Genomic DNA, 23,061 nt, shown 5'->3' with positions numbered 1-23,061 from the left:
TTTAGATAGCGCCCTCTATCAAGCCATGCCCCTTCCACTAGGGTCAATTAGTTTATTAGCATGCAACTATTTTAATTAGTTTATAGACACTAAACTAATTTTCAATTAATCTCACAAACGCGATTAATTCGCGTTTCTATCCAGTGGCAATACCGGTTCTTTCGACTTGATGACTCTGAGAGTAACCACTTAAACGTCCCATGACCGAGTAGCAACGATTCATGAACACGCAAACTACGTCGACTGCCCAAGGCTCTATCAGCCGAATACTGGCCCCCATCCGCACACGGCTCCTCATAGCAGCCACTCTGGCGGGCATCGGCACAATATTCACGATGGTACCGCTAGCCGGCATGGCGCACATCGCGCAGATCCTCGCTACCGCTTCAGACCAAGCCTGGGAGTTATCTGCGAGCAACGAACGCGACATCGTATGGGTGGTAACGGCCAGTATCGTCAGCGTCTTCATCGGCATGGGAAGCATGTTCCTCGGCGAGCTGATCGCGCATCTGGCGGATAACCGTCTGACACACCATCTACGTCAGGCCGTTCTCAGGCGCTTGGCCCAGACGCCGCTTGGCTGGTTTACCGGCCAAACCTCCGGGCAGGTCAAGCAAGCAATGCAGGATGACATTGCGACGCTGCACAGCCTGACCGCGCACTTCTACACTGCCGTCGGGCGCGCGCTTGGGGCCTTGTCGATCTCGGTGGTTTATCTGCTTGTGCTGGATTGGCGAATCGCTGTGATAACCCTATTGCCCCTGCCCGGCTTCTTTCTGTTTCTGCATCGGCTCATGCAATCCAGCAAAGCCAACATGGGAGAATTCGTAATACGGCTCGAGCACATGAACAGCGCCATCAATGAGTTCGTTAGCGGCATCCCCGTCGTGAAGACGTTCGGCACCACCGGACAGGCCTATCGCGGCTATCAGGACGCAGTGGATAGCTTCGCCGATGCATTTGATCGCTTTACCCGCCCGTTGGTCGCTTCCATGGCTCATGTTCATGCGATGGTAACGCCGATGACGATATTGGGACTGACGCTGCTGTGCGGAACGATTTCTGTCGTCAACGGCTGGACGACTCCCGTCGACTTGGTGCCGTTCATTCTGGTGGCGCCAGGTATCTGTGCCCCTTTGCTGCTTCTGCATACCCTGCTGCACGATCTGGGCAGTGCAACCGGCGCTGCGCAACGCGTCATGGCACTACTTGAAACGCCTATCTTGCAAGCGCCTCTCTCCGACCAGCAGACACTGCCTGCAAACAGCGAAATTCGTTTCGACAATGTGAGTTACGCCTATGATAACGAACATCGTGGGCTCTCGAATCTCGACGTCACCTTTGCCACAGGAAGTGTCACTGCGATTGTTGGGCCATCCGGAGCGGGCAAGTCGACTTTGGCACGACTTCTATTGCGCTTCTTTGATCCCACCCAGGGGCGCATCACCTTAGGCGGCGTGGATCTGCGCCAGCTCTCAACGGCGACACTTTACCAACATATCGGTTTTGTCCTGCAGGACGTCCGCCTTATCCATGCCAGTATCCGCGACAACATTGCCTTGGGCCGCCCTTCCGCCAGCCAGCAAGAGATTGAGGACGCGGCCCGCGCGGCGAACATTCACGAGCGCATCGTCGCATTACCCGATGGCTATGACACTGTCGTTGACGACGCCACCCAACTGTCTGGTGGTGAACAGCAGCGTGTGAGCATTGCCCGCGCCATTCTGCTTGATCCTCCGCTACTGGTACTGGATGAGGCAACCGCAGCAGTCGACGCGAGTAGCGAACTGGTCATTCAGGAAGCGCTAGCTCGGCTAACCCGTGGACGCACGCTGATCGTTATCTCCCATCGACTCGATACGACCCGATACGCCGATCTGATCCTGGTACTCGATGACGGCATGATCGTCGAGCAGGGCAACCATGACCACCTTCTCACTCAACATGGCCTATATGCCCGCCTTTGGGCCTTGAGCAACGCCACCTCAACGCTGGAATCAGAGGTACCAACGTGCTGAAAATACTGACTCATCTGCTCGGCGAGGACGCCGTACTCTTACGTCGTTATCTCGGGCTAGCGATTGGCTATGGCCTGCTTAGCGGTGTCACAATCCTGACATTTATCCCCATCATCACCTATTTGATGTCCGGAGATTCGACCAACGCCACCGTATGGTTGGTCATACTGCTGCTAGGTATTCTCGCGTGCTGGTTAGTGCGATCACATGTAGAGAAGGCGGGCGTTCGTGTGGGCGTCGCCGTCCTGCAGTCTGGGCGTCACCGTCTAGGCAGCCATGTAGCTCGCCTGCCCGTTGGCTGGTTTACCAGCACCAATACTGCGCGTCTTAACCATGTAGTGACTCAAGGTATAATGGCGGTAGCCCAGCTTCCCGCCCACGTTTTCACACCGGTGATCACCGGCCTGGTCGTGCCACTGGTCATCCTAATCGCTCTGTTAGCGCTGCACACGCCGCTCGGTATCGCAGCACTGATAGCATTAGCGCCACTGGTGAGCGTGTTATGGCTCACTTCCAAGCTCACCCGTCACGCCGACCGAGCCTTCCAGCAGAACTTCTCCGAAACCAGCCAGCGGGTAGTCGAATTTGCCAATGCGCAGGCGGTATTACGCGCCTTCAGCGGCGAAGGCCAGAGTACGCGCTTTCTGGAGAACGCACTGGAGAAGCAGCACCATTCCGGCACAAGGCTAGCCTGCCTTTCGGCTTTATCGGCGCTACTCAATACATGGGCAGTGCAGGCGGTATTTGCTGCCCTGCTGATCACCATCATGGTGTGGATCAATACGCTGCTGGGTGAGCCGCTGAAGGCACCTGACGTCACCAGTGTTATTGTGGCGCTGTTGCTGATCAGCCGGTTTATCGAGCCGTTGCTTGATGTGGCCCAGCATAGCGACGTTCTACGCAGCGCCAAAGGGCAGTTGGAGACAATAAAAACTGTTTTCGACGCATCGCCCTTACCCGAGACAACCACGCCTCAGCCGCCGCGTGATACCTCTATCGAACTTCACGCAGTACATTTTCGCTATGCCGCAGATGCGCCCAATGTGCTCAACGGAGTGAGTCTGTCGGTCAAGCCCGGCAGCATGACGGCATTGATCGGCGAATCGGGCTCGGGCAAGACCACTATCGCACGCCTTGTGGCACGTTTTTTCGATGTCGACCAAGGCCGCGTTTTCATTGGCGGTGTCGACGTGCGCGACATGTCCAGTGCTCAGTTGGCAGGCTATGTTAGCCAGATCCTCCAGGAGAGCCATCTGTTTGCTGGCAGCATAGCCGACAACATACGCTTTGGCCGCCCCGAAGCCAGCGATGCCGAGCTAATGGAAGCGGCAAATCTTGCGGGCGTCACAGAGATACTCGAACGCTTACCCCAGGGGCTAAACACGCCGGTGGGCGAAGCAGGTGTCCGCCTCTCCGGCGGAGAACGTCAGCGCATCGCGATCGCTCGAGCACTGATCAAAGATGCTCCCATCTTGCTGGTAGACGAAGCGACGGCCGCACTGGATCCACAGCACCAGGCCATCATTACTCAGACACTGGCACGGCTGCGTGGTCAACGTACGCTATTAGTGATCGCTCATCAGCTATCTACCGTGGCCATGGCCGACCAGATCATCGTACTGGATAACGGCCGCGTCGTGGAGCAGGGTGCACCCGCTGAACTACTCGTCCACAAAGGGCATTACGCCACCTTTCTTGGCCAGCGCCAGGCCGCTAAAACATGGCGCATTACACCGAATGCAGAAGGGAGAGAAGACACCTGATGCGTGGGTATCTGCCTTGTCTGTTTGTATTGCTTTGCGGAGTATCGTTACTGATAGGCGCGCAGCAGTTGAGTTGGCACCAACTAATCACTCTGTCGGATGATGCCTGGTTGACGCTCACAGCCAGCCGACTGCCGCGTCTCATCACCGTTATTTTGACTGGTGTAGGTCTGTCGATTTGCGGCGTGATTCTGCAGCACATCGTGCGTAACAAGTTCGTGGAGCCAGCCACCTCGGGCGGGCTTGATGCAGCTAAACTGGGCATTCTCGTATCGCTAACCCTAATGCCTGCAGCTGGCGCTGGATTACGAATGCTTGCCGCGCTGCTCTTTTGCTTCGCTGCAAATGTCGTATTTATCACTATTGTTCGCCGCATCAAGTTCACCAACAGCGTGCTGATTCCCGTCATCGGTTTGATGTACGGCGGCATGCTAAGCGCCCTTGCCGAGTTCTACGCCTACCGCCATAACATCTTGCAAAGCATGCAGGGCTGGTTACTGGGCGACTTTTCAAAGATCGTGCAAGGCCATTACGAAATCATCTACCTCATTCTGCCGGTCGTGATGCTTACCTACCTCTACGCCCATCGCTTCACGGTACTGGGCATGGGTGAGGCGGCGGCGGTGAGCCTAGGCATGAATTATCTTGCCATCGCCATACTAGGATTGATGCTGGTGGCCATCACGGTCTCGGTCACGGTCATCGCTGTGGGCGCCATGCCCTTTGTCGGCTTAGTGATTCCCAATTTGGTGGCGCTCTACTACGGCGATAACCTGACTCGCACACTGCCAGTAGTAGCACTGTCGGGGGCAACCTTGCTGCTGGCCTGCGACATTGTGAGTCGGCTGCTGATTTACCCCTTTGAAGTGCCCATCGGCTTAACAACGGCTTGCGTTGGGGGAGTGCTGTTTCTGATCTTGATTATCGGGAGAGCACAACGATGACAGCCAAGACTCGCCACACCGTTTGGGCAGCCGTGATCGTTCTAGCGCTCGCTTTTATCTTCGTGCGCTCAGGACTCGACTTCGACTATGTCATTCCGAAACGACTGGAACGCTTGGCCACTATGGTGATCGGCGGCATCTGCGTCGCTTGGTCGTCCATTGCGTTTCAAAGTCTTACCGGCAACCGGATATTAACGCCCGCCATCATGGGCTACGAGTCCATCTATCTGCTGTTTCAGGCTCTGTTGATGCTGATGCTGGGCACCCGCAGTCTGGTGGTACTCGGCGAGCACGGCAACGTCATACTCTCTATGCTGCTGATGCTTGGCTACTCCTGGGTGCTGCATCGCTGGCTGTTTCGCGATGGTAGAGACAACGTCTATTTCCTGCTGCTAGTCGGACTGGTGCTGACAATGGTCATTACCACCCTTACGCAGTTCATTCAGCTCAAGATGAGCCCGGGCGAATTTTCCATTCTGCTGGGGTACAGCCAAGCCACTTTCGGCAAAGCCAGCGCTGCACAACTGCTCTACGCTACCTCCATCGTGGTCACGATCTGTCTGGTGGGCTACAAGGCCCTTCCGGTGCTCGACGTGCTGTTGCTAGGCCGGGAGCAGGCCATCTCGCTCGGCATCGACTATCGACGCCGCGTACAACGCCAGCTTTTCTTGATTGCCGCGCTGGTAGCCATCTCAACCAGCCTGCTTGGCCCCACGGCATTCATGGGTATTTTCGTGGCCAATACTGCCTACGCGCTGGCAGGCACCTACCGGCATCGAGTCACACTGCCTTTAGGATGCGCCATCTCCATCGCCACTTTCCTCCTCGCCCAACTGCTGGTCGAACATCTCTTTAACTACAAAACCACCGTCAGCATTCTCGTCAACCTCGTATGTGGGGCTTACTTCCTGTCGCTGATGGTGCGGACGCGGGGCACGGCATGATTACGGTTCAAGACCTTCATAAAACCTATGCTAGCCGCACAGTGCTATCGGCTATCAATCTCCGCTTCCCGACGGGTCAATTGACGTCACTGGTGGGCCCAAACGGGGCAGGCAAAACGACCCTGCTGATGATGATCGCAAGACTGCTAAAGCCTTCTCAAGGAGTCATCCAGCTTGACGGCTCCCCGGTAGAGAACATTCGCATCGGCGAGTTTGCCAAGCGGGTGGCCACGCTGAGACAAACGCCTGAATTCAACCTGCGCCTGACCGTCGAGGAGTTGGTCGCCTTTGGTCGCTTTCCTTACACCCACGGCACGCTCACCCAGCATGATCATCAAGTGATCGATGATGCCCTGTCCTTTCTATCGCTGACGGCTCTACGCGGAGCTTATCTGAATGAGCTCAGCGGTGGCCAGCGTCAGATGGCGTTCCTGGCCATGACCATTGCGCAGCAAACCGATTACCTACTGCTCGACGAGCCTCTGAACAACCTCGATATCAAGCATGCCGTTCAGATCATGCAGGCCCTTCGCCGCCTCTGCGATGAATATGGACGAACGGTCATTCTGGTCGTCCATGACATCAACTTTGCCGCCAACTACTCCGATTACATTGTCGCCATGAAGGGAGGGGCTGTGCATTGCGATGGCAACGTCGCCGACGTCATCACCGAGCAGCGCTTGAGTGAGCTTTATGGACTGAACTTCGACGTCGCCCATAACGAGCGCGGCTATCTATGCAATTACTTCAAGCCCTCAGGAAATCTGGTATGACGCGATATCTCAACAGCCGCCGCCTGGCACACCTCCTCTTTCTCGCTTCGATGGCATTGATGCAAGGGTGCGATCAGACCAATGACATGCCCCCACAGGAGGCTATGACACCGCTAACGATTCAACACGTGTTGGGAAGCACTGTGATCGACCACCGTCCACACCGGGTAGCGGCATTAGACATGAATGAAGTCGACTTTTTGGATCAGTTGGACGTTCCAGTGGTGGGTATGCCGAAGGACTTTATTCCCCATTTTCTCGAGGAGCATCGACACAATCCGGCGGTTGAAGACCTGGGCTCTATCGTGCGCCCCAACCTTGAGCGGGTGCATCGAGCCAACCCTGATCTAATTCTCATGACATCGTTACAGGCCAACCATTATCACGAATTAGCTCAAATCGCGCCAACGCTCCACTTCGACGTGGATTACCGTAACAGCCAGAGCAACCACATTGACGTTATCAAAGACCATCTCATCGATCTTGGGAAGATCTTTGGCAAGGAGACACTGGCCCGTCAGCGCACGGCCGAGTTGGACAGTACTGTCGAGAAGGTTAGGCGTGTTACCCAAGGTCGGTCAGAGAGAGCGCTCATCCTGCTGCATAACAATGGCGCTTTCAACTCCTTCGGTGTGCAGTCGCGCTACGGTTTCATCTTCACCGAGCTAGGCGTTGAGCCTGCGGCTCCCGGCATCGATACCAGCATGCACGGCCAGCCTGTCTCCAGCGAATTCATTCAACAGGCCGACCCCGACATCATTTATGTCGTGGATCGTACTGCCATAATGGAACACCGGCCCACCATGGATGCCAGCAGCATGGCAAACCCTCTAATACGCCAAACCAGCGCTTGGCGAAATAACCGGGTGATCTATGTCGATCCCGAAGCTTGGTATGTCACCGCCGCCAGCGTGAGCGCCCTAGAGATCATCGCGGATGACATTATCGATGGGTATCGCGACTAGAGACTTAACCAACCAAAGCACTTCAAAAACGATCTAGCCGACTGCTGTATCGAGCGTTCCAACGACGGCTCGACTGGAGCGGCGTAGCTCCGCCTGTCTGATATAAAAGGAGACCGACATGGCCTTACCTCCCCCCCCTAAAACACAACCAGAATGGGCAAGAGCTCCACTGCGCCTCGCGGCTGCCTGTTTAAGCCCCCCATTACTCGCCCGGAACGCATTTCCGTTAGCCCTGAGCGCGAGTGCTCTCATGCTGCTTTCTTCACAGGCGCTTGCCCAAACTGCCGAGGACACCGAGCACAGCGAGGCGCGTAATGCTGTGGCCTTGGCGCCGGTCACCGTACACGGTGAAGCAACGTCAGTAAACGATACCTATGCAGGTGATCAGGTGACCTATAGCAATCGAGCGGGCTTTCTGGGCAACAAGGACTTTATGGAAACGCCTTTCAATGCCATCAGCTATACGGATCGCTTCATCCAGGATCAACAAGCCCAGAATATTGCCGATGTCATTGCGGCGACCGATCCGAGTGTATTCAGTAATGGCGTCACCAGTGCCTGGAGCGAGAGTTACTCGATCCGTGGATTCAATTCCAGCACCACTGACATGACATTTGATGGCCTTGCCGGGATGGCCCCCTACTACCGTACATCCCCCGAGATGTTCTCACGTATTGAGGTGCTCAAAGGGCCTTCTGCATTGCTTAACGGAATGCCCCCTGGAGGCTCCGTTGGTGGTGCTATCAACCTAGTTCCCAAACGGGCTGACGATGAGCCGCTGACGCGTTTCACCACCACGTACATGTCCGATGCGCAGCTTGGTGGGCACCTTGATGTTGGCCGACGCCTGGGGGACAACCAGCAGTTTGGCGTTCGCTTCAACGGCGTCTACCGGGACGGCGAGGGGGCTGTGGATAACCAGAAACCCAGGGTTCAAATGGGTGCTCTGGGGCTGGACTGGCGCGGAGAACAAGCTCGGCTGTCAGCCGACTTGTACAGTGCGGACGACCATATCGATGGCCCCGTTCGGGGTATCAACCTGGCCCCCGGCCTGGCAGTACCGACACCTCCCGACTCCGATACGCTGATCAACCCTGACTGGGCCTTTGCCAACACGCGCGACAAGGGGGCCATATTACGTGGCGAATTCGACTTTACCGACGAGATCATGGGGTACGCAGCGATCGGTCGAAGCGAAACGAATTACACCTACAACGGTGCCATGTCCTCCCAGGTGCTTGATGATCAAGGCAACTATCGCACAAGCATTGGTCAGCTCGCCTTCGATGTCGAAAAAACATCGGCGGAAGTCGGGGTTCGCGGTCATTTCCAGACCGGCGCCGTCAGCCATGCCATTAGCGTCAATGCCACTCATTACGAGCATGAGCAGCACGACTACGGGCGCAGAACTGTCCCCGGTGCGGACTGGGTCACCAACCTATACGATCCGCAGTGGGGCGCCGCTGCCGAATTTATCACCCCACACATCATGCATACAGAGCTACGCTTGAACAGCTATGGCTTGGCGGACACGATTTCATTTGCCGATGATCGCCTACAACTGACCCTCGGCGCCCGACGCCAGGAGGTAGTGAGCGACGCCTACAGCGTAACGAGCGGCGCACGCATCTCCCGCTATGATGAAAGCGCGGTCACCCCCGCCGCAGCGCTACTCTTCAGAGCCACCGACCAGGTATCACTCTACGCCAACTATATCGAGGGGCTCAGTCAGGGGGCCACGGCACCTATGAGTGCTGCCAATGCTGGTGAGGTATTTGAGCCTTACAAGACCAAACAAAACGAGATTGGGGTGAAGTTTGACCTAGGCGATTTCTCACATACACTTAGCCTTTATGAAATCAAGCGGCCCAGCAGTTACACCGACCTGGAAACTAATATCTTCTCGTTTGGCGGTGAGCAGCGTAACCGAGGAGCGGAGTGGAACTTCTTCGGCAGCCCCCTTAGTAACCTCCGCTTAATGGGTGGGATCGCCTATGTAGACCCTAAAGTCACCCGCGCCGCTAGCGATGAAAACCAAGGTAGTCAGGCCACTGGTGTGCCCGACCTTCAAGCCAAGCTAGGCGCTGAATGGGATCTATCCGCAGCACCAGGGCTAACACTGACCGCTAATGCCACCGCGATGTCAGAGCAGTATATTAATAGTGACAATTCCTTGTCGGTTCCTGGACACACCATTTACGACGTTGGTGCACGCTATACTACTCACCTTTCCAGCTACCCGTTGACGCTGCGCGCCACTATCGACAATGTAACCGATAAGGCGTACTGGGCCATGCCACAACTCTCAAGCCTTGCGCTAGGAGCCCCCCGCACCTTTATGTTTTCGGCCTCGTTAGACTTCTAGATAGCTGAAACAAGCGATGCGCTTGTCCTGGCACCCGTTGTTTTTTCACAACTAGGCTTGTCAATATGCACACCTCACCTGCGCCAGCCAAACAGGCGTAGGTGTGGATAACTTAAACAGTCAAGTGCTGTTTGATCAGTTCGTTGGAAAGCTCGGCGATTTCGCCTTTGGCCACCGGACGGCCACGATTCATAATCACAAAGCGGTCGGCGTACTTGCGGGCAAAGGGTAGCTTCTGCTCGACCAGTAGCACCGTTAGGCCATCTTCTTTGATCAACTGGCGAATCACCTGACCGATTTGCGCCACAATATTGGGCTGAATGCCCTCCCCGGGTTCATCCAAAATCAGCAGCTTGGGCTCTATTACCAGCGCGCGACCGATGGCGAGCTGCTGCTGTTGCCCACCAGATAAGTCACCGCCACGGCGATGCTTCATCTCTTTTAAAACCGGGAACAGTTCATAGATACGCTCGGGGATTTTTTTCAGCCCATCACTGCGCGCTGCCAAGCCGGTGCGTAGATTTTCTTCCACGCTGAGCAGCGGAAAAATCTGCCGTCCCTGGGGGACAAAGCCAATGCCCAAGCGGGAACGTGCCTCAACGGCTTTTTTGGTCAGCTCAATGTCGCTGCCCTCACCCTGATAGCGCAGCTGGCCGCTCTTTACGGCCACTTCGCCCATAATGGCTTTCATCAAGGTGGTTTTACCCACCCCGTTGCGGCCCATCACGCAAGTGCACTGGCCTTCAGGCACATCGAGGTCTAGATCCCACAAGGTGTGGCTTTCGCCGTAGAACTGGTTAAGTTTTTCAATCGCCAGCATTAGGCAGCCTCCTCGTCGTCCGCACCCAGATACACCTCAACCACGTTAGGGTCGCTTGAAACCTGATCCATACTGCCTTCCGCCAGCACGCTGCCTTGGTGCAATACGGTCACTTTACGGGCAATGGAGCGTACAAATCCCATGTCATGCTCTACCACAACCACCGACTGTTTACCCGCCAGGCCCGTCAGCAGCTCTGCGGTGCGCTCCATCTCTTGCTCGGTCATCCCGGCGACTGGTTCATCTACCAGCAGTAAACGCGGGCGCTGCATTAGCAGCATGCCAATTTCCAGCCACTGCTTTTGGCCGTGGGAAAGAATCCCTGCTGGCTGGTAACGCAGCTCGGTCAGGCCAATCGTTTCAAGCACCTCATTGATACGGTCTTTAATTTCACCAGTCATGCGGGCAGTCAGCGTGGGGAAAATACGCTTGTCGGCGGCCATCGCCAACTCCAGGTTTTCAAACACGCTCAGCGCTTCAAATACCGTGGGCTTTTGGAACTTACGACCAATCCCTAAGCTGGCGATATCCGGCTCATTCATTTGCAGCAGGTTATGACGGCTACCAAACCACACGCTGCCTGCGTTGGGGCGCGTTTTGCCAGTAATGATGTCCATCATGGTGGTTTTACCGGCCCCGTTGGGGCCGATAATGCAGCGCAGTTCACCGTCATCAATAGTCAGGTTTAAGTTATTGATTGCCTTGAAGCCATCGAAGCTCACCGTGACATCTTCCATATACAGAATCGGGCCATGACGCACATCCACCGGTGATGCCTGAGGAGCCATAAAATCAAATACCCGATCCCGCGTGGTTAGCGATTGCAACAAGCTCATGCGGTAGCCTCCTTCGGCAAGGTAGCGGATTTTTTGCGGCGTTTTAGGTGGAGCAATAACCCCGCCACGCCTTTGGGTAGCAACACGGTGACCAAGACAAACATCGCGCCCAGGGCAAACAGCCATGCATCCGGCATCACGCCCGTGAAAATTGTTTTGGCGTAGTTGACTAAGATCGCCCCGATAACCGCTCCATAAAGCGTGGCGCGACCACCCAGTGCCACCCACAGCACAATTTCAATCGAGAAAATCGGTGAGAACTCACTGGGGTTGATAATCCCTACCTGAGGGACATAAAGCGCGCCAGCCAAGCCTGCCAGCATGGCGGAAACCACGAATACAAATAGCTGGAAGCGTTCGACCCGGTAGCCAATAAACCGCGTGCGGGCCTCCGCATCCCGAGTGGCCACACATACCCGGCCTAGCTTGCTGGTAACAATCGCCCGACACAGGATGTAACCCAGCGCCAACGCAACGCCGGTGGCAATAAACAGCCCTAAGCGGGTGTCGTTGCTGCGCAGGTTGAAACCCAGCAGCTCGCGGAAATCGGTCAGCCCGTTGTTGCCACCAAAGCCCATCTCATTGCGGAAGAATGCCAGCATCAGGGCAAAGGTCAGCGCCTGGGTAATAATCGACAGATACACCCCAGTAACCCGCGAGCGAAACGCTAAAAAGCCGAAGACCAATGCCAATAACCCAGGGGCTAACAGCACCATGGCAAACGCAAACCAGGCCATATCAAATCCGAGCCAGTACCAGGGCAGGCTGTCCCAGTTGAGGAACACCATAAAATCCGGCAGTACCGGGTCGCCGTAAGTACCGCGGTCACCAATTTGGCGCATCAGGTACATGCCCATGGCGTAACCGCCAATGGCAAAAAATGCCCCGTGGCCCAGGCTCAGAATACCCAAATAGCCCCATACCAAATCCACCGCCACTGCCAGCAGCGCGTAGCTTAAGTACTTGCCGAACAGGTTCACGGTGTAAGCATTAACGTGCAGCGGGTGGCCTTGGGGCAGCGCTAAATGCAGTACCGTAACCAGCAGCAGGGCGGCAAACAGCACGCCAAGAAAAATCTGCGTGGCCCGTTCGCCAAACGGGCGGGTTAGCCAAAACTGGCTTGAAGATGATTGCGTCATCATAGGTTAGCCCTCCGCAGCCCGGCCCTTCTGCGGGAAGAGTCCACGCGGGCGTTTTTGAATAAATAGAATGATGAACACCAGGACAATAATTTTGGCCAGCACGGCGCCTGCCCAGGGTTCCAACACTTGGTTGATAATGCCCAGGGAAAGCCCGGCCACCAGGGTGCCCCATAGATTTCCCACGCCGCCGAAAACGACGACCATAAAGGAATCAATAATGTAGTTCTGGCCCAGGTTGGGGCCGACGTTGGTCAGTTGTGATAACGCAACGCCTGCCAAGCCAGCGACGCCAGACCCTAACGCGAAGGTCATAATATCGACCCGCGTGGCGCGGATACCCATGGAGCGTGCCATGGCGCGGTTTTGGGTCACTGCACGCACTTCAAGCCCTAGCCGCGTGCGGCGCATAATCAGCATCAGCGCGGCAAACACTATCAGTGCAAAACCGAGTACAAACATACGGTTAAGAGTTAGCGACAGTGCATCGTTAATCACTAATGAACCGCTCATCCATTCGGGCGTTATGACCGTACGGTTTAGCGGTGAAATCACCGTTCGCACCAGCTGTTGTAAAATAAGGCTGATACCGAACGTCGCCAGCAACGTTTCCAACGGACGGCCCTTCAGGAACTGAATAACGCCTCGCTCAATGGCAATGCCCACCAGCGCGGCCACCATAAAGCCCGCGGGGATCGACAAAATTAGCGCCAGCCCCGGCTGGCCGGGCAACAGCTGCTGCATCATCCAGGTGGTATAAGCACCCAGCATGATTAGCTCACCATGGGCCATATTGATAACGCCCATCACGCCAAAGGTAATGGCCAGACCAATCGCCGCCAACACCAGTACCGAGCCAAGCGAAAGCCCGAAGTAGAGCGTTTCCAGGCCACGGTTAATTTTGAGATTCTGCTCAATGCTGCTCAGCGCTTCATTGGCGGCATCGGCAATCATGGGGTCATCGCTATTCGCTGCCCGACTAAGCGCTACTCGAACACGTGGATGCAAACTGCCTCGTAGCGTTTCAACGCCTTCAAGCTCGCCGCTTTCAACTTGGTAAATCGCCAGCGCCTGGGTAAGCCTGCGCGCTACCTCGGCATCTTCTTCCTCAGCGATCAGTTGACTGAGCGGTTCGGCCAGCTCTTCATCGACCTCGCCCAGTAGTCGGCTGGCTGAAGTACGCCGACGCTCAACATTTGGCGAATACAAATCTACTACGGCAATAGCGCTGCGTAGCTGGTTGCGTAAATTGTTATTAATGCCAATACGATCCAGGTCGCGGCGGGACATCTCCCCCAGCGGTTCATTGGTCAGCGCATCTGCAACTGGCCAATCGCGACCTTGATTATCGAGCACCACCACAAAACGGCCGTCGTCAGTGCGCTGCAAGCGACCATCTAGCAAAGACTGCAGCCAATCACGCGCGCGCTCATCATCGCTTTGCAAAATAGCGTTGATCGCTTCGCCTTTGGCGGAATAGGAACGCACGTCCAGCGCGTTTAGTAGCTCAAGCGCCGCTGCGTCATCAGCCTCAACGGTGGCGCTTGTTTGTGCCTGGGCGGTGGCTGTGACGCTTAACAACAGCAGACACAGCAACCCTAAGGAAAAGAAACGCCTCATGGGGTCCTTCCTTTGGTTATATTAGAAACAGTGATCTAAAAAAGGGAGATAGCGTGCTCCCCCACCACTCAGCGTTTAGCCAAGCAGCGAGGGATCATCATTTACTCGGCGAGGGCCGCTTCGGCCTCTTCTGCGGCGGTGCTGCCGCCACACGAGCCGTTCACCACGTTGAAGTTGCCGCACTCCATGGGCTTGCGCCAATCGGCAATCAAGTCACGTGAGCCAGGCAAGTAGTCAGACCATGCATCGCCCGCTACGGTAGAAGGCGTTTGCCAGACGATATCGAACTGGCCATTGTCTTGAACTTCACCAATCAGCACCGGCTTGGTGATGTGATGGTTGGGCATCATCGCCGCATAGCCACCGGAAAGGTTAGGCACGGCAACACCGATAATCGCGTCTTTTACCGCATCGACATCGGTAGTGCCTGCTTTACGCACCGCTTCGGCCCACATGTTGAAGCCAATGTAGTGCGCTTCCATGGGATCGTTGGTGACAGCCTCTTCGTCGCCGGTATAGTCAATCCAGGCGTCGATAAAGTCGTAGTTGTCATCGGTATCGACGCTCATGAAGTAGTTCCAGGCCGCCAAGTGGCCAACTAGCGGCCCCGTATCAATGCCGGTTAGCTCTTGCTCGCCCACAGAGAAGGCGATGACCGGGATATCGGCAGCATCGATGCCTTGGTTAGAAAGTTCGGTGTAAAACGGCACATTGGCATCGCCGTTAATCGTCGAGATAACCGCCGTGGGTTTACCCTCTTCACCAAAGCGGCGTATTTCTGACACGATGTTCTGCCAGTCTGAATGGCCGAACGGTGTGTAGTTGATCATGATGTCCTCATCAGCGATGCCATGCTCATCTTTGAGGAACGCTTCGAGAATACGGTTGGTGGTGCGCGGATAGACGTAGTCGGTACCGACCAGCGCAAAGCGCTCGATGCCGACTTCATTAATCAGATACTCAACCGCAGGAATCGCCTGCTGGTTGGGGGCGGCACCGGTATAAAAGACGTTTTCCGAGGACTCTTCACCTTCATACTGCACCGGGTAGAACAACAGGCCGTTAAGCTCTTCCACTACCGGCAGTACTGCCTTACGGGAAACGGAGGTCCAGTTGCCGAAGATCACGTCGACCTCTTCTTGCGCCAGTAGCTCTCTAGCACGCTCGGCAAATAGCGGCCAGTTAGAGGCAGGGTCGACAACAACTGCTTCAAGTTGGCGACCCAGCAAGCCACCCGCGTCGTTTTGCTGCTCAATAAGCATCTCAACGGTGTCTTTAAGAACCGTCTCACTGATCGCCATGGTGCCTGAAAGTGAGTGAAGGATACCGACCTTGATCGGATCGTCATCCTGGGCCATGGCTTGTGTACTGGCCCCCATAACGGCGGCGGTCATTAAGGCAGTAGCGAAACGGCCAACGGTACGAGGGTGTGTCTTGCGCTGCAATGTGGTCACTTGAACCTCCTTGCGCCCCTTATGACGGGGCTCGTTATTTGAGCTTCGCGGCCAAGAACTCCCGTTATGTAACGTAGGAACGGTCATTACGGGGCTTGGTGCATCCACTAGCTCCTAGCTTCTGCAAGGTTTGCGCCACACTACAAAAAGAAACACTAAAAAGCTTAAAATCAAAAGGTTAGTTTTAAAAAAAGCAGCCCCGTCTTCACCGGTCGCACTATCGTGGCGCGCCAACATCCAAAAAATGCACGCTGTTTATGCACCACAACGACACCTCGCACCAATAGTGCGCTTCCTGTTGCATACGTCTATTAATCCCGCCCATTTCTTTCACAAAAAAAGCGCCCTAGGAAACCCTAGGGCGCTTTACACGCATGCCTATGTTCTATTCAGCAGTATTCAAACGCTTAGTGCGGCGCTTTTTCAGCAACGGTAAACCAAGCGATAGCACCGCGATAACCAGTAACGACAGCGAAATTGGTTTGTCGATAAAGGTCATCCAATCCCCACCGGAGATCTGCAGCGCACGGCGCATGGACTCTTCCATGATGTTGCCTAGAATGAGCGCCAGAATCAGCGGCGCGGCAGGGAAACCGAACAAGCGCATCCCTAGGCCAACCAAGCCAAAACCAAGCAGTAACAGTAGGTCGAACACGCTGAAGCTCATACCGTAAACACCGATCATGCAGAAGATCAAAATCAGTGATAGCAACAATGGCTTGGGCAGATCGAGGATCTTGGCGATCAGCGGAATCAGCGGCAGGTTAAGCACCAGCAGGAAGATATTGCCGATGTACATACTGGCAACCACGCCCCAGAACACATCCGGGCGCTGCTCAAGCATCATCGGACCAGGATTAACGCCCATCACCAGCAGTGCGCCAAGCAGTACGGCGGTGGTGCCAGACCCCGGCACACCCAAGGTTAACAGCGGTACAAACGAACCGGTACACGCCGCATTATTTGCCGCTTCTGGCGCAGCAACGCCTTTGATGTTGCCTTTACCAAACGTATCGCCGTCTTTGGCAATGCGTTTTTCCATGCTGTAGCCAAGAAACGAACCGATGGTCGCACCTGCGCCCGGCAGAACACCAGTAAAGAAGCCCAATACTGAACTGCGGCTAACCGGCCCTGCTATCTGCTTGACTTCACTGCGGGTCAATTTCAACGAACCAATCGCATTACGCGGTGCTTCTTTACCACCGCCTCCGCGTAGCAACATGTAGAACACTTCGGCTAACGCGAAGATACCCAGCGCGACGACCAGAAAGTCGATACCGTCGAGCAGGTGGATAGAGCCAAAGGTAAAGCGCTCGGTGCCGGTTTGCATATCAATCCCGATGATCGAGATCATCACCCCAATAACAGCGGCAATTAAGCCTTTAACCAGCGACTTATCGGATAGCGACACAACCGCGGTTAAGCCCAGCACCATCAACGCGAAGTATTCAGCAGGGCCAAAACTTACCGCGACTTTGGAGAGCAGCGGCGCAATTAACATCAAGAAAACAACGGAGATGGTACCGCCAACAAAGGAGGAGTAAGCGGCAATCGCCAGCGCCTTACCTGCCAACCCTTGCTTGGCCATCGGATAGCCGTCAAAAGAGGTCGCAACCGTTCCCGCCACGCCGGGGGCGTTCAGCAAAATAGACGAGGTGGAGCCGCCAAAAATAGCGCCGTAATACACCCCGGCCATCAAGATCAGCCCTGAAGAAGGCTCCATAGCGAAGGTAATCGGGATCATCAGCGCCAACGCGCTGATCGGCCCTAGGCCGGGCAACATGCCGATAATGGTGCCAGCAAAAACGCCGGCAAAGACGTAAGCAATATTGATAGGCTCAAGCGCGATGCCAAAGCCATACATTAGATTGTTAAAGGCATCCATGGGAGTGTCTCTCTTTTAAACCCGCTAACAGTGGGCAAGCGCGGCTTGGTTAAAACGGCAGCACGCCAGTGGGTAGGTAAACATCCATTACCCGCGTCATGGTCAAATACAGCGCCAACACCACCCCAAGCGATGTTGCCAGATTGACCCCATGGCGGCGGTAGCCGTAGTAAGCGGTTAGGCCAACACACAGTAGCGTCGAAGCCAGCACAAAGCCTAACGGCACGAGCAGGAAGGCATAGGCCGCAATGGCGATGGCGGTGACGATCACCCGCGCCCAAGGCGTTAGCAGTAGCGGCCCCTGGGTTTCGGCTTGATCAATCTGATCGGCCCCCGCAATAGGACCAGAACGCTCAAAAAACAAGCACGCCGACAGCAATAGCAAGGAAACACCTAACACTTTTGGAAATAGGTCAGAATCCACTGGGCGGGGCAGCGGAAAATTGGGGATTTGCCAGGCCATTGCCAGATAAGCAGCCGCCACTAACGCCAACACAAGCGCTAGCCATTGGTTGGTATTGAATCGAGTCATGGGAAAGTTCTCCGAAGACGTCATTGCTGAACAGCAAGACCCTTGCGGTATCAGACGGAAGATCCCGGTGGCACGCTGCCACCGGGGGAGCCTTTTTGGGACGAGCGCTTACTGGCGCATCAGCCCCAGGTCGGTCAACACGCTGCTGAACTGCTCTTGCTGCTCATCCAGGAAGGTAGCGAAGGCGTCGCTATCCTGGTAGGCATCAATCCAGCCCAGTTGGTCGCTTGCTTCGCGCCATGCATCCGTTTCGAGCATTTCGGCGAAGAGCGTCTCGTAGTATTCAACCGCCTCTTCAGGCATTTCCGGCGCGCCCATTACGCCACGCCAAATATCGAAAGTGTAGTCGTAACCCTGCTCTTGGTAAGTGGGTACATCGGCCAGTCCACCGCCCAGGCGCTCTTCGGAAGACACGCCCAGCGCGCGTAGCTGGCTACCTTCGCCCAACTGACCTACCGCTTCACCGGCACCGCCAATGACTGCCTCGATATGGCCACCCATCAGGTTAGTCATGGCGTCGCCACCACCTGAGAAGGGAATGTAGTTAACCGAGGAGGCTTCCATACCCGCCGCGGAAGCAAGACCGGCAACTGAGATGTGATCCATCGAGCCCGGCGCACTACCACCGCCCACGCTTAAACTAGGGTTCTCTTTGAGCGCTGCAAAAAGATCATCCAGGTTTTGATACTCGGAATCTGCCGCCACCAAAATAATCGAATAGTCGGTATTGATACGCGCAATCGGGGTGAAGTCGGTGTGGTCGTAACGCGATGCGCCTGCCAGGGGGACTAAAATCATCGGCGGGCTGGTAGCGAAAAGTTTATGCGGATTACCGTTATCACGGGCTACCTGAGCCCAGGCAACTGCACCGCCACCGCCAGGCACGTTAATGGCTGCAAAGCTTTCGTCGGCCAGCTCTTCTTGCTGAATAACGCGGGACATGGTGCGCACTAGCGTGTCCCAGCCGCCACCGGGGTTGGCCGGTGCAACAAATTCAATCGAACGGCTCGGTGTCCACTCTTGGGCGCTGGCGGACGTTGTCATGGCAAGGGCTGCCATCGGTACAGCAAGCACGGCAAAGCGCTTTAGGGGAAGCATGGTCATGGGCGTTCTCCACATTAGCTATCTATTGTTATAGATGGTTGTTATCTGCGTATCTTTGTGTGGTTACGCCCTTCACATTAGAAGACCGCTACTCCTCGCGACAAGCTTATGACCATTAATGGCAAAAAGTGCTTTTTGTGCGTTTTGTTCATTTTGTTCACGGCCGGTTAGAACGGCTCGTTTACAGTGATTCCAGCCATGTGGAAGAGGATTCCAGCAGCCGATAGCGGCGCTCAGGGCGGCCGACATCGCCATAGCCAATTTCTGCATTAACCGCTTGTTCAGCTACTAAAAACTCCAAATAACGACGCGCTGTTGAACGGCTTGCGCCCATTGCCTGCGCTACTTGCATCGCCGTTTGGGAATCATGCTCGGCTGCCAACGACTCCACCACACAGCGCAGGGTCAAGCGGTCGATGCCTTTAGGTAACGTGCGCGTAGCTAGCCGCGGAGATTCACCTGGTTGCAAGCGAGCAAGCACCTGATCCAGCTCGTCTTGACTCATTTCAGCCCGATTCGCCAATGCCTCTCGCTCGCGGCGAAAACGTGTCAGCATTTGCGTCATACGCGTCGCTTCAATCGGTTTAATCAGATAATCAAAGACGCCACCACGCAACGCTTCGCTGATGGTTTCTACTTCGCGGGCAGCTGTCACCATGACGATATCCACATGCACATAGTCACGGCGAATGGCCCATAGCAGCTCCAGGCCCTCCACATCAGGCAAGTAAGCATCTAATAAGATGAGTTGAACAGCATCAGCATGCTGGGCCATCAGGGCTTTGGCTTCGTTGCCGTTACGCGCCAATCCCACCACATAAAAGCCGTCGCTCTGCTCAATAAAAGCCTTGTGGATATCAGCAATGCGAAAATCGTCTTCGACGACCAAAATACCGTACTGCGTCGCAGACATAGTGTTTCCTCTTCCTGGCGTCGTTATTATGATTTAAGGCGTTGTGGCGATGGGGTCGCAAAGCGCGCGATCCAGCACGGCAATAAAGCACGCGCCGCCTAACTCGCTCTCTTCTAATGTCACCTCACCGCCATGCTGACGGCACAACCGCGCGACCAGCGCTAAGCCAATGCCACGATGTTTACCGGTTTTGGTCGAAAATCCATCTTGAAAGATCGATTCCGCATGCTCGCCGGGCACACCTGAGCCGTTATCCTCTACCTCAATCAACAGCTGCTCGCCCAGATCCGTAAAGAACAGGCGAACTTTCGGGGTGTCACTGTTTGGGCCATTAAGCGCCGCATGACAGGCGTTATCTAATAAGTTGCCCACAACGCTCATCATGACCTCCTGCCCAGTGACCGTTAGTGGGCAGGAGAGCGAGCTCTGCTCATCAATTTCCAGTGCAACCCCCAACTCCCGTGCCCGCGTCAATTTACCCAACAAGATGCCGCTGAGTACCGCGTCAGCTACGTGACGCATTAAAAAGCTCATTTGCGCCTGGGCACGTTCGGTTTCGTGATGAATCAGCGCTAGCGCCTCATCAACGCGGTTAAGCTGCAGGAGACCAGAAATGGTGTAAAGCTTGTTGGAAAACTCGTGGGCCTGGGCACGTAGCATATCGACATCACGGCTTGCCTGGGTAAGTGCCTGGGAAAGATCAATAATTTCGCGGCGACTGCGAAATGTCGCCACGGCACCTTCGATCTCACCTTCGTGCAAAATAGGCACGCGGTTAGCCACCACAGGATGGTCGCCCAGCCACATTTCCTGGTCAAACTCCTGCTCGCCGTGCTTTAACACCTCGCTTAAGCGCGAGTTGGGCACCACCTCACGGATTGGCTGCCCCAGCAAAACCTGTTCATCCGATAGCCCTAGAAAACGGCGTGCCTGCTGATTCACTAACGTGATCTGACCATCGCGATTAACCGCCAGAATACCTTCGTGGATAGATTGCAAGATGGCCTCTTTTTCCATGGCCAAGCGGGCTATTTCATAAGGCTCTAAACCAAGGATGATTTTTTTAAGATGCTGCGACAGCCAATAGGCCCCGGCAAATCCTAGCAAAATCATCAGCGCCACCAGCGCCCACCCCAAGCTGGTATAACGGGCCACATCCATATCAACTCGTTCTAGCATGAAGCCCACCGAAACCACTCCGATGATATTGCCCTCTTCATCCCAGATGGGTGTTTTGCCGCGCATGGCGGTGCCTAACGTTCCGGTAGCTTCCGATACATATGACTGACCGTAAATCAGCGCCTGATCGTTATCCCCGCCCACCATTGGCTGGCCGATACGCTCAGGCACTGGGTGCGAGTAACGAATTGACTGAGCATTACCCACCACCACATAACGGGCACCGGTCTCATGACGAACGCGTTCAGCAAGCGGCTGGATAATCAGCGACGGGTCGGGTGTCGAGAAAGCATTAACAATTTGCGGCATGCCCGCGACGGTCTTGGCCACTGCCAATGCCCGCTCGCCCATTTGGTGGGTGATAATTTCTGCTTTACGGTGGTTCAGGTAGGTGCCTTGCGCTAGCAACATACCCGCCAGCAGAAAGCCGACCAGCAGCATGACTTGCAGGCGAAAACTACGCTTGTACCAGCGGCGCTTGGCACGAGTACGGCGCCAGCGCTGTAATTCGGCCAACGTACGTGGGCGTGGGGCGGTCATAAAGGAACTCACTAGGCGCGACAGCGTCATTATGGCATGCAGCGCCAAGCGGCGTTAGCCGTTGCGCTTTTTCGACTATTTGCTTATTTAGCAGCCACTGATTTTGTTTTTATCGATATACTCAGCGCTTTTAAAGCGTGCATGACGAACTCTCATCCTGCAACATCGCAGCCGCTCACAAAGACCGCTACTCAGGAGGAGTTACTTGTTGAGTTTATTAAGAAATGTCTTATTAGCTAGCTTGTCGCTATGGGCAACTTCCGCCGCTGCTTATCCATTTTACGCCCCACCACCGCCACAAGATGATACGCCGGTGTTCAGCGGCGATGCCGAACTTGGTTTTACCCACCTTTCCGGCAATACCAATAGCCAAACATTGATTGGAAAGACACGCCTGACATGGCTGACGGGCGACTTCACTCATTCGCTGCGCGGTGAAGTCCGCAATGTGAGCAAAAACGGAGAAACCAGCGCTGAGCAATATTTAGTGGCCGGCAGAGAGCGTTTTGACTTTAGCGGGCCCCACTATCTGTTTGGCTTTGCCCGCTGGGAAAAAGACCGCTTTGCTGGCTACGACCAGCAGCTTTCTGCCATTGGTGGTTATGGGAGACAATTGCTAGCTGGTGAACAACATTCACTGTCGTTAGAAGCAGGCCCTGGCTATCGTAATGACCGATTACGCGGCGCTGATAATGAGCAATTGGCAGTTGCTTATACAGCACTCGACTATCAATTTGGCTTCTCAGATTATGCGGATATCGCCCAGGAAATGTCGGTGGAATATACCCATCAGAACACTACAGCGCGTTCATTAACGGCACTAACGGCTCGGCTAAATTCACGACTTTCGCTACGCCTTTCCCATGAAATCAAACACAACTCGCAGCCGCCTGAAGATGCCAGCGAACGCACTGACAGCACTACCAGCGCATCACTGCTCTATCACTGGTAACGCGCGACGCCCCAAACACAGCCGCCTTATTTTTCATTTATTATCATATAGTTATACCGCATCTTAAGTAACTATGACTGTCATTAATCTATTCATAATGGTGCATCTCGCTTATTTTTCGCACCATTTTTATGCAATCCATCCCGCATTATTAGACTTTGGTCTATAGAGAAGATATACTACCCACAGTTTCCTGTCCTCGCGCCATTCATTGAATGGCGCTTTTTTTTGTTTCGAAAATCGGATGCTTTTAGGCGTTACGCCTACTCACGCACGGTTTAGTTAAGCTCAATACTCTGCTTACTCATCCCCTCA

The 23,061-nt window shown here is 54.9% G+C and carries 18 protein-coding genes; 8 read left to right on the top strand and 10 right to left on the bottom strand.

All coding sequences use genetic code 11. The annotated features are described in order from the left end of the window. The first annotated feature begins 221 nt into the window (after positions 1 to 221). The 7 genes from CEK60_RS19100 (at position 222) to CEK60_RS19070 (ending at position 9,772) form a co-directional block, all read left to right on the top strand. Positions 222 to 2,018 carry an ABC transporter ATP-binding protein gene (locus CEK60_RS19100; RefSeq protein ID WP_089040340.1) on the top strand — a complete coding sequence of 599 codons (1,797 nt, stop codon included), beginning with the start codon at positions 222 to 224 and terminating at the stop codon, positions 2,016 to 2,018. Then, positions 2,012 to 3,781 carry an ABC transporter ATP-binding protein gene (locus CEK60_RS19095; RefSeq protein ID WP_089040339.1) on the top strand — a complete coding sequence of 590 codons (1,770 nt, stop codon included), beginning with the start codon at positions 2,012 to 2,014 and terminating at the stop codon, positions 3,779 to 3,781. The genes CEK60_RS19100 and CEK60_RS19095 overlap by 7 nt, the downstream gene beginning before the upstream one ends. Beyond that, positions 3,781 to 4,725 carry an ABC transporter permease gene (locus CEK60_RS19090; RefSeq protein ID WP_089040338.1) on the top strand — a complete coding sequence of 315 codons (945 nt, stop codon included), beginning with the start codon at positions 3,781 to 3,783 and terminating at the stop codon, positions 4,723 to 4,725. The genes CEK60_RS19095 and CEK60_RS19090 overlap by 1 nt, the downstream gene beginning before the upstream one ends. Continuing rightward, positions 4,722 to 5,669 carry an iron chelate uptake ABC transporter family permease subunit gene (locus CEK60_RS19085; protein WP_089040337.1) on the top strand — a complete coding sequence of 316 codons (948 nt, stop codon included), beginning with the start codon at positions 4,722 to 4,724 and terminating at the stop codon, positions 5,667 to 5,669. Before CEK60_RS19090 ends, CEK60_RS19085 begins: the two co-directional genes overlap by 4 nt. Further along, positions 5,666 to 6,442: an iron ABC transporter ATP-binding protein gene (locus CEK60_RS19080; protein WP_089040336.1), complete on the top strand. Its 777-nt coding sequence runs from the start codon at positions 5,666 to 5,668 to the stop codon at positions 6,440 to 6,442. Before CEK60_RS19085 ends, CEK60_RS19080 begins: the two co-directional genes overlap by 4 nt. After that, complete coding sequence (locus CEK60_RS19075) at positions 6,439 to 7,407, top strand: siderophore ABC transporter substrate-binding protein (protein ID WP_198361389.1); 969 nt, start codon at positions 6,439 to 6,441, stop codon at positions 7,405 to 7,407. Before CEK60_RS19080 ends, CEK60_RS19075 begins: the two co-directional genes overlap by 4 nt. Positions 7,408 to 7,657: 250 nt before the next feature. After that, positions 7,658 to 9,772, top strand: coding sequence for a TonB-dependent receptor (locus CEK60_RS19070; protein WP_089040978.1), 2,115 nt, complete (start codon positions 7,658 to 7,660; stop codon positions 9,770 to 9,772). Between the two features lie 112 nt (positions 9,773 to 9,884). On the opposite strand, the gene urtE is transcribed toward CEK60_RS19070, so the two are convergent. The 10 genes from urtE to CEK60_RS19020 all read right to left on the bottom strand — a co-directional run bounded on the left by urtE (position 9,885) and on the right by CEK60_RS19020 (position 21,794). After that, complete coding sequence (gene urtE, locus CEK60_RS19065) at positions 9,885 to 10,592, bottom strand: urea ABC transporter ATP-binding subunit UrtE (protein WP_089040334.1); 708 nt, start codon at positions 10,590 to 10,592, stop codon at positions 9,885 to 9,887. Continuing rightward, on the bottom strand, positions 10,592 to 11,428 hold the full coding sequence (gene urtD, locus CEK60_RS19060) for an urea ABC transporter ATP-binding protein UrtD (RefSeq protein WP_038479349.1): 837 nt from the start codon (positions 11,426 to 11,428) through the stop codon (positions 10,592 to 10,594). The genes urtE and urtD overlap by 1 nt, the downstream gene beginning before the upstream one ends. Beyond that, a complete protein-coding gene (gene urtC, locus CEK60_RS19055; protein ID WP_089040333.1) occupies positions 11,425 to 12,570 on the bottom strand; it encodes an urea ABC transporter permease subunit UrtC in 1,146 nt (381 codons plus the stop codon). The genes urtD and urtC overlap by 4 nt, the downstream gene beginning before the upstream one ends. 3 nt (positions 12,571 to 12,573) lie before the next feature. Then, on the bottom strand, positions 12,574 to 14,187 hold the full coding sequence (gene urtB / locus CEK60_RS19050; protein WP_089040332.1) for an urea ABC transporter permease subunit UrtB: 1,614 nt from the start codon (positions 14,185 to 14,187) through the stop codon (positions 12,574 to 12,576). A 101-nt stretch (positions 14,188 to 14,288) separates the two neighbouring features. Further along, positions 14,289 to 15,641, bottom strand: a complete 1,353-nt coding sequence (gene urtA, locus CEK60_RS19045; protein WP_089040331.1) for an urea ABC transporter substrate-binding protein — start codon at positions 15,639 to 15,641, stop codon at positions 14,289 to 14,291. 385 nt (positions 15,642 to 16,026) lie between these two features. Then, the gene (locus CEK60_RS19040; protein ID WP_089040330.1) at positions 16,027 to 17,526 is read right to left on the bottom strand and encodes a tripartite tricarboxylate transporter permease; all 1,500 of its coding nucleotides are present in this window, start codon (positions 17,524 to 17,526) and stop codon (positions 16,027 to 16,029) included. A 49-nt stretch (positions 17,527 to 17,575) separates the two neighbouring features. After that, positions 17,576 to 18,058, bottom strand: a complete 483-nt coding sequence (locus CEK60_RS19035) for a tripartite tricarboxylate transporter TctB family protein (RefSeq protein ID WP_089040329.1) — start codon at positions 18,056 to 18,058, stop codon at positions 17,576 to 17,578. Positions 18,059 to 18,166: 108 nt separating this feature from the next. Then, positions 18,167 to 19,162, bottom strand: coding sequence for a Bug family tripartite tricarboxylate transporter substrate binding protein (locus CEK60_RS19030; protein ID WP_089040328.1), 996 nt, complete (start codon positions 19,160 to 19,162; stop codon positions 18,167 to 18,169). A gap of 181 nt (positions 19,163 to 19,343) precedes the next feature. Further along, entirely contained in the window at positions 19,344 to 20,075 is a 732-nt protein-coding gene (locus CEK60_RS19025) for a response regulator (RefSeq protein WP_089040327.1), read from the bottom strand. Between the two features lie 33 nt (positions 20,076 to 20,108). Beyond that, entirely contained in the window at positions 20,109 to 21,794 is a 1,686-nt protein-coding gene (locus CEK60_RS19020; protein WP_089040326.1) for an ATP-binding protein, read from the bottom strand. Between the two features lie 208 nt (positions 21,795 to 22,002). Between CEK60_RS19020 and CEK60_RS19010 the strand changes: the two genes are divergently transcribed. Beyond that, positions 22,003 to 22,746, top strand: coding sequence for a DUF481 domain-containing protein (locus tag CEK60_RS19010; RefSeq protein WP_089040324.1), 744 nt, complete (start codon positions 22,003 to 22,005; stop codon positions 22,744 to 22,746). The last annotated feature ends 315 nt before the right edge of the window (positions 22,747 to 23,061 follow it).

The sequence above is a fragment of the Halomonas sp. N3-2A genome, assembly GCF_002216165.1.
In the GTDB taxonomy this organism is placed as follows: Bacteria; Pseudomonadota; Gammaproteobacteria; order Pseudomonadales; family Halomonadaceae; genus Vreelandella.
This window is presented reverse-complemented; position numbering and strand designations above follow the sequence as displayed.

Excerpts from the sequence above, each read along its gene's own strand:
- CEK60_RS19040 (WP_089040330.1), bottom strand. The coding sequence starts at position 17,526 with ATGGATGCCTTTAACAATCTAATGTATGGCTTTGGCATCGCGCTTGAG.
- urtB (WP_089040332.1), bottom strand. The coding sequence starts at position 14,187 with ATGAGGCGTTTCTTTTCCTTAGGGTTGCTGTGTCTGCTGTTGTTAAGC.
- CEK60_RS19075 (WP_198361389.1), top strand. The coding sequence starts at position 6,439 with ATGACGCGATATCTCAACAGCCGCCGCCTGGCACACCTCCTCTTTCTC.
- urtC (WP_089040333.1), bottom strand. The coding sequence starts at position 12,570 with ATGATGACGCAATCATCTTCAAGCCAGTTTTGGCTAACCCGCCCGTTT.
- CEK60_RS19070 (WP_089040978.1), top strand. The coding sequence starts at position 7,658 with ATGCTGCTTTCTTCACAGGCGCTTGCCCAAACTGCCGAGGACACCGAG.
- CEK60_RS19085 (WP_089040337.1), top strand. The coding sequence starts at position 4,722 with ATGACAGCCAAGACTCGCCACACCGTTTGGGCAGCCGTGATCGTTCTA.
- CEK60_RS19080 (WP_089040336.1), top strand. The coding sequence starts at position 5,666 with ATGATTACGGTTCAAGACCTTCATAAAACCTATGCTAGCCGCACAGTG.
- CEK60_RS19025 (WP_089040327.1), bottom strand. The coding sequence starts at position 20,075 with ATGTCTGCGACGCAGTACGGTATTTTGGTCGTCGAAGACGATTTTCGC.
- CEK60_RS19035 (WP_089040329.1), bottom strand. The coding sequence starts at position 18,058 with ATGACTCGATTCAATACCAACCAATGGCTAGCGCTTGTGTTGGCGTTA.
- CEK60_RS19090 (WP_089040338.1), top strand. The coding sequence starts at position 3,781 with ATGCGTGGGTATCTGCCTTGTCTGTTTGTATTGCTTTGCGGAGTATCG.
- CEK60_RS19100 (WP_089040340.1), top strand. The coding sequence starts at position 222 with ATGAACACGCAAACTACGTCGACTGCCCAAGGCTCTATCAGCCGAATA.
- CEK60_RS19030 (WP_089040328.1), bottom strand. The coding sequence starts at position 19,162 with ATGACCATGCTTCCCCTAAAGCGCTTTGCCGTGCTTGCTGTACCGATG.
- urtD (WP_038479349.1), bottom strand. The coding sequence starts at position 11,428 with ATGAGCTTGTTGCAATCGCTAACCACGCGGGATCGGGTATTTGATTTT.
- CEK60_RS19020 (WP_089040326.1), bottom strand. The coding sequence starts at position 21,794 with ATGACCGCCCCACGCCCACGTACGTTGGCCGAATTACAGCGCTGGCGC.
- urtE (WP_089040334.1), bottom strand. The coding sequence starts at position 10,592 with ATGCTGGCGATTGAAAAACTTAACCAGTTCTACGGCGAAAGCCACACC.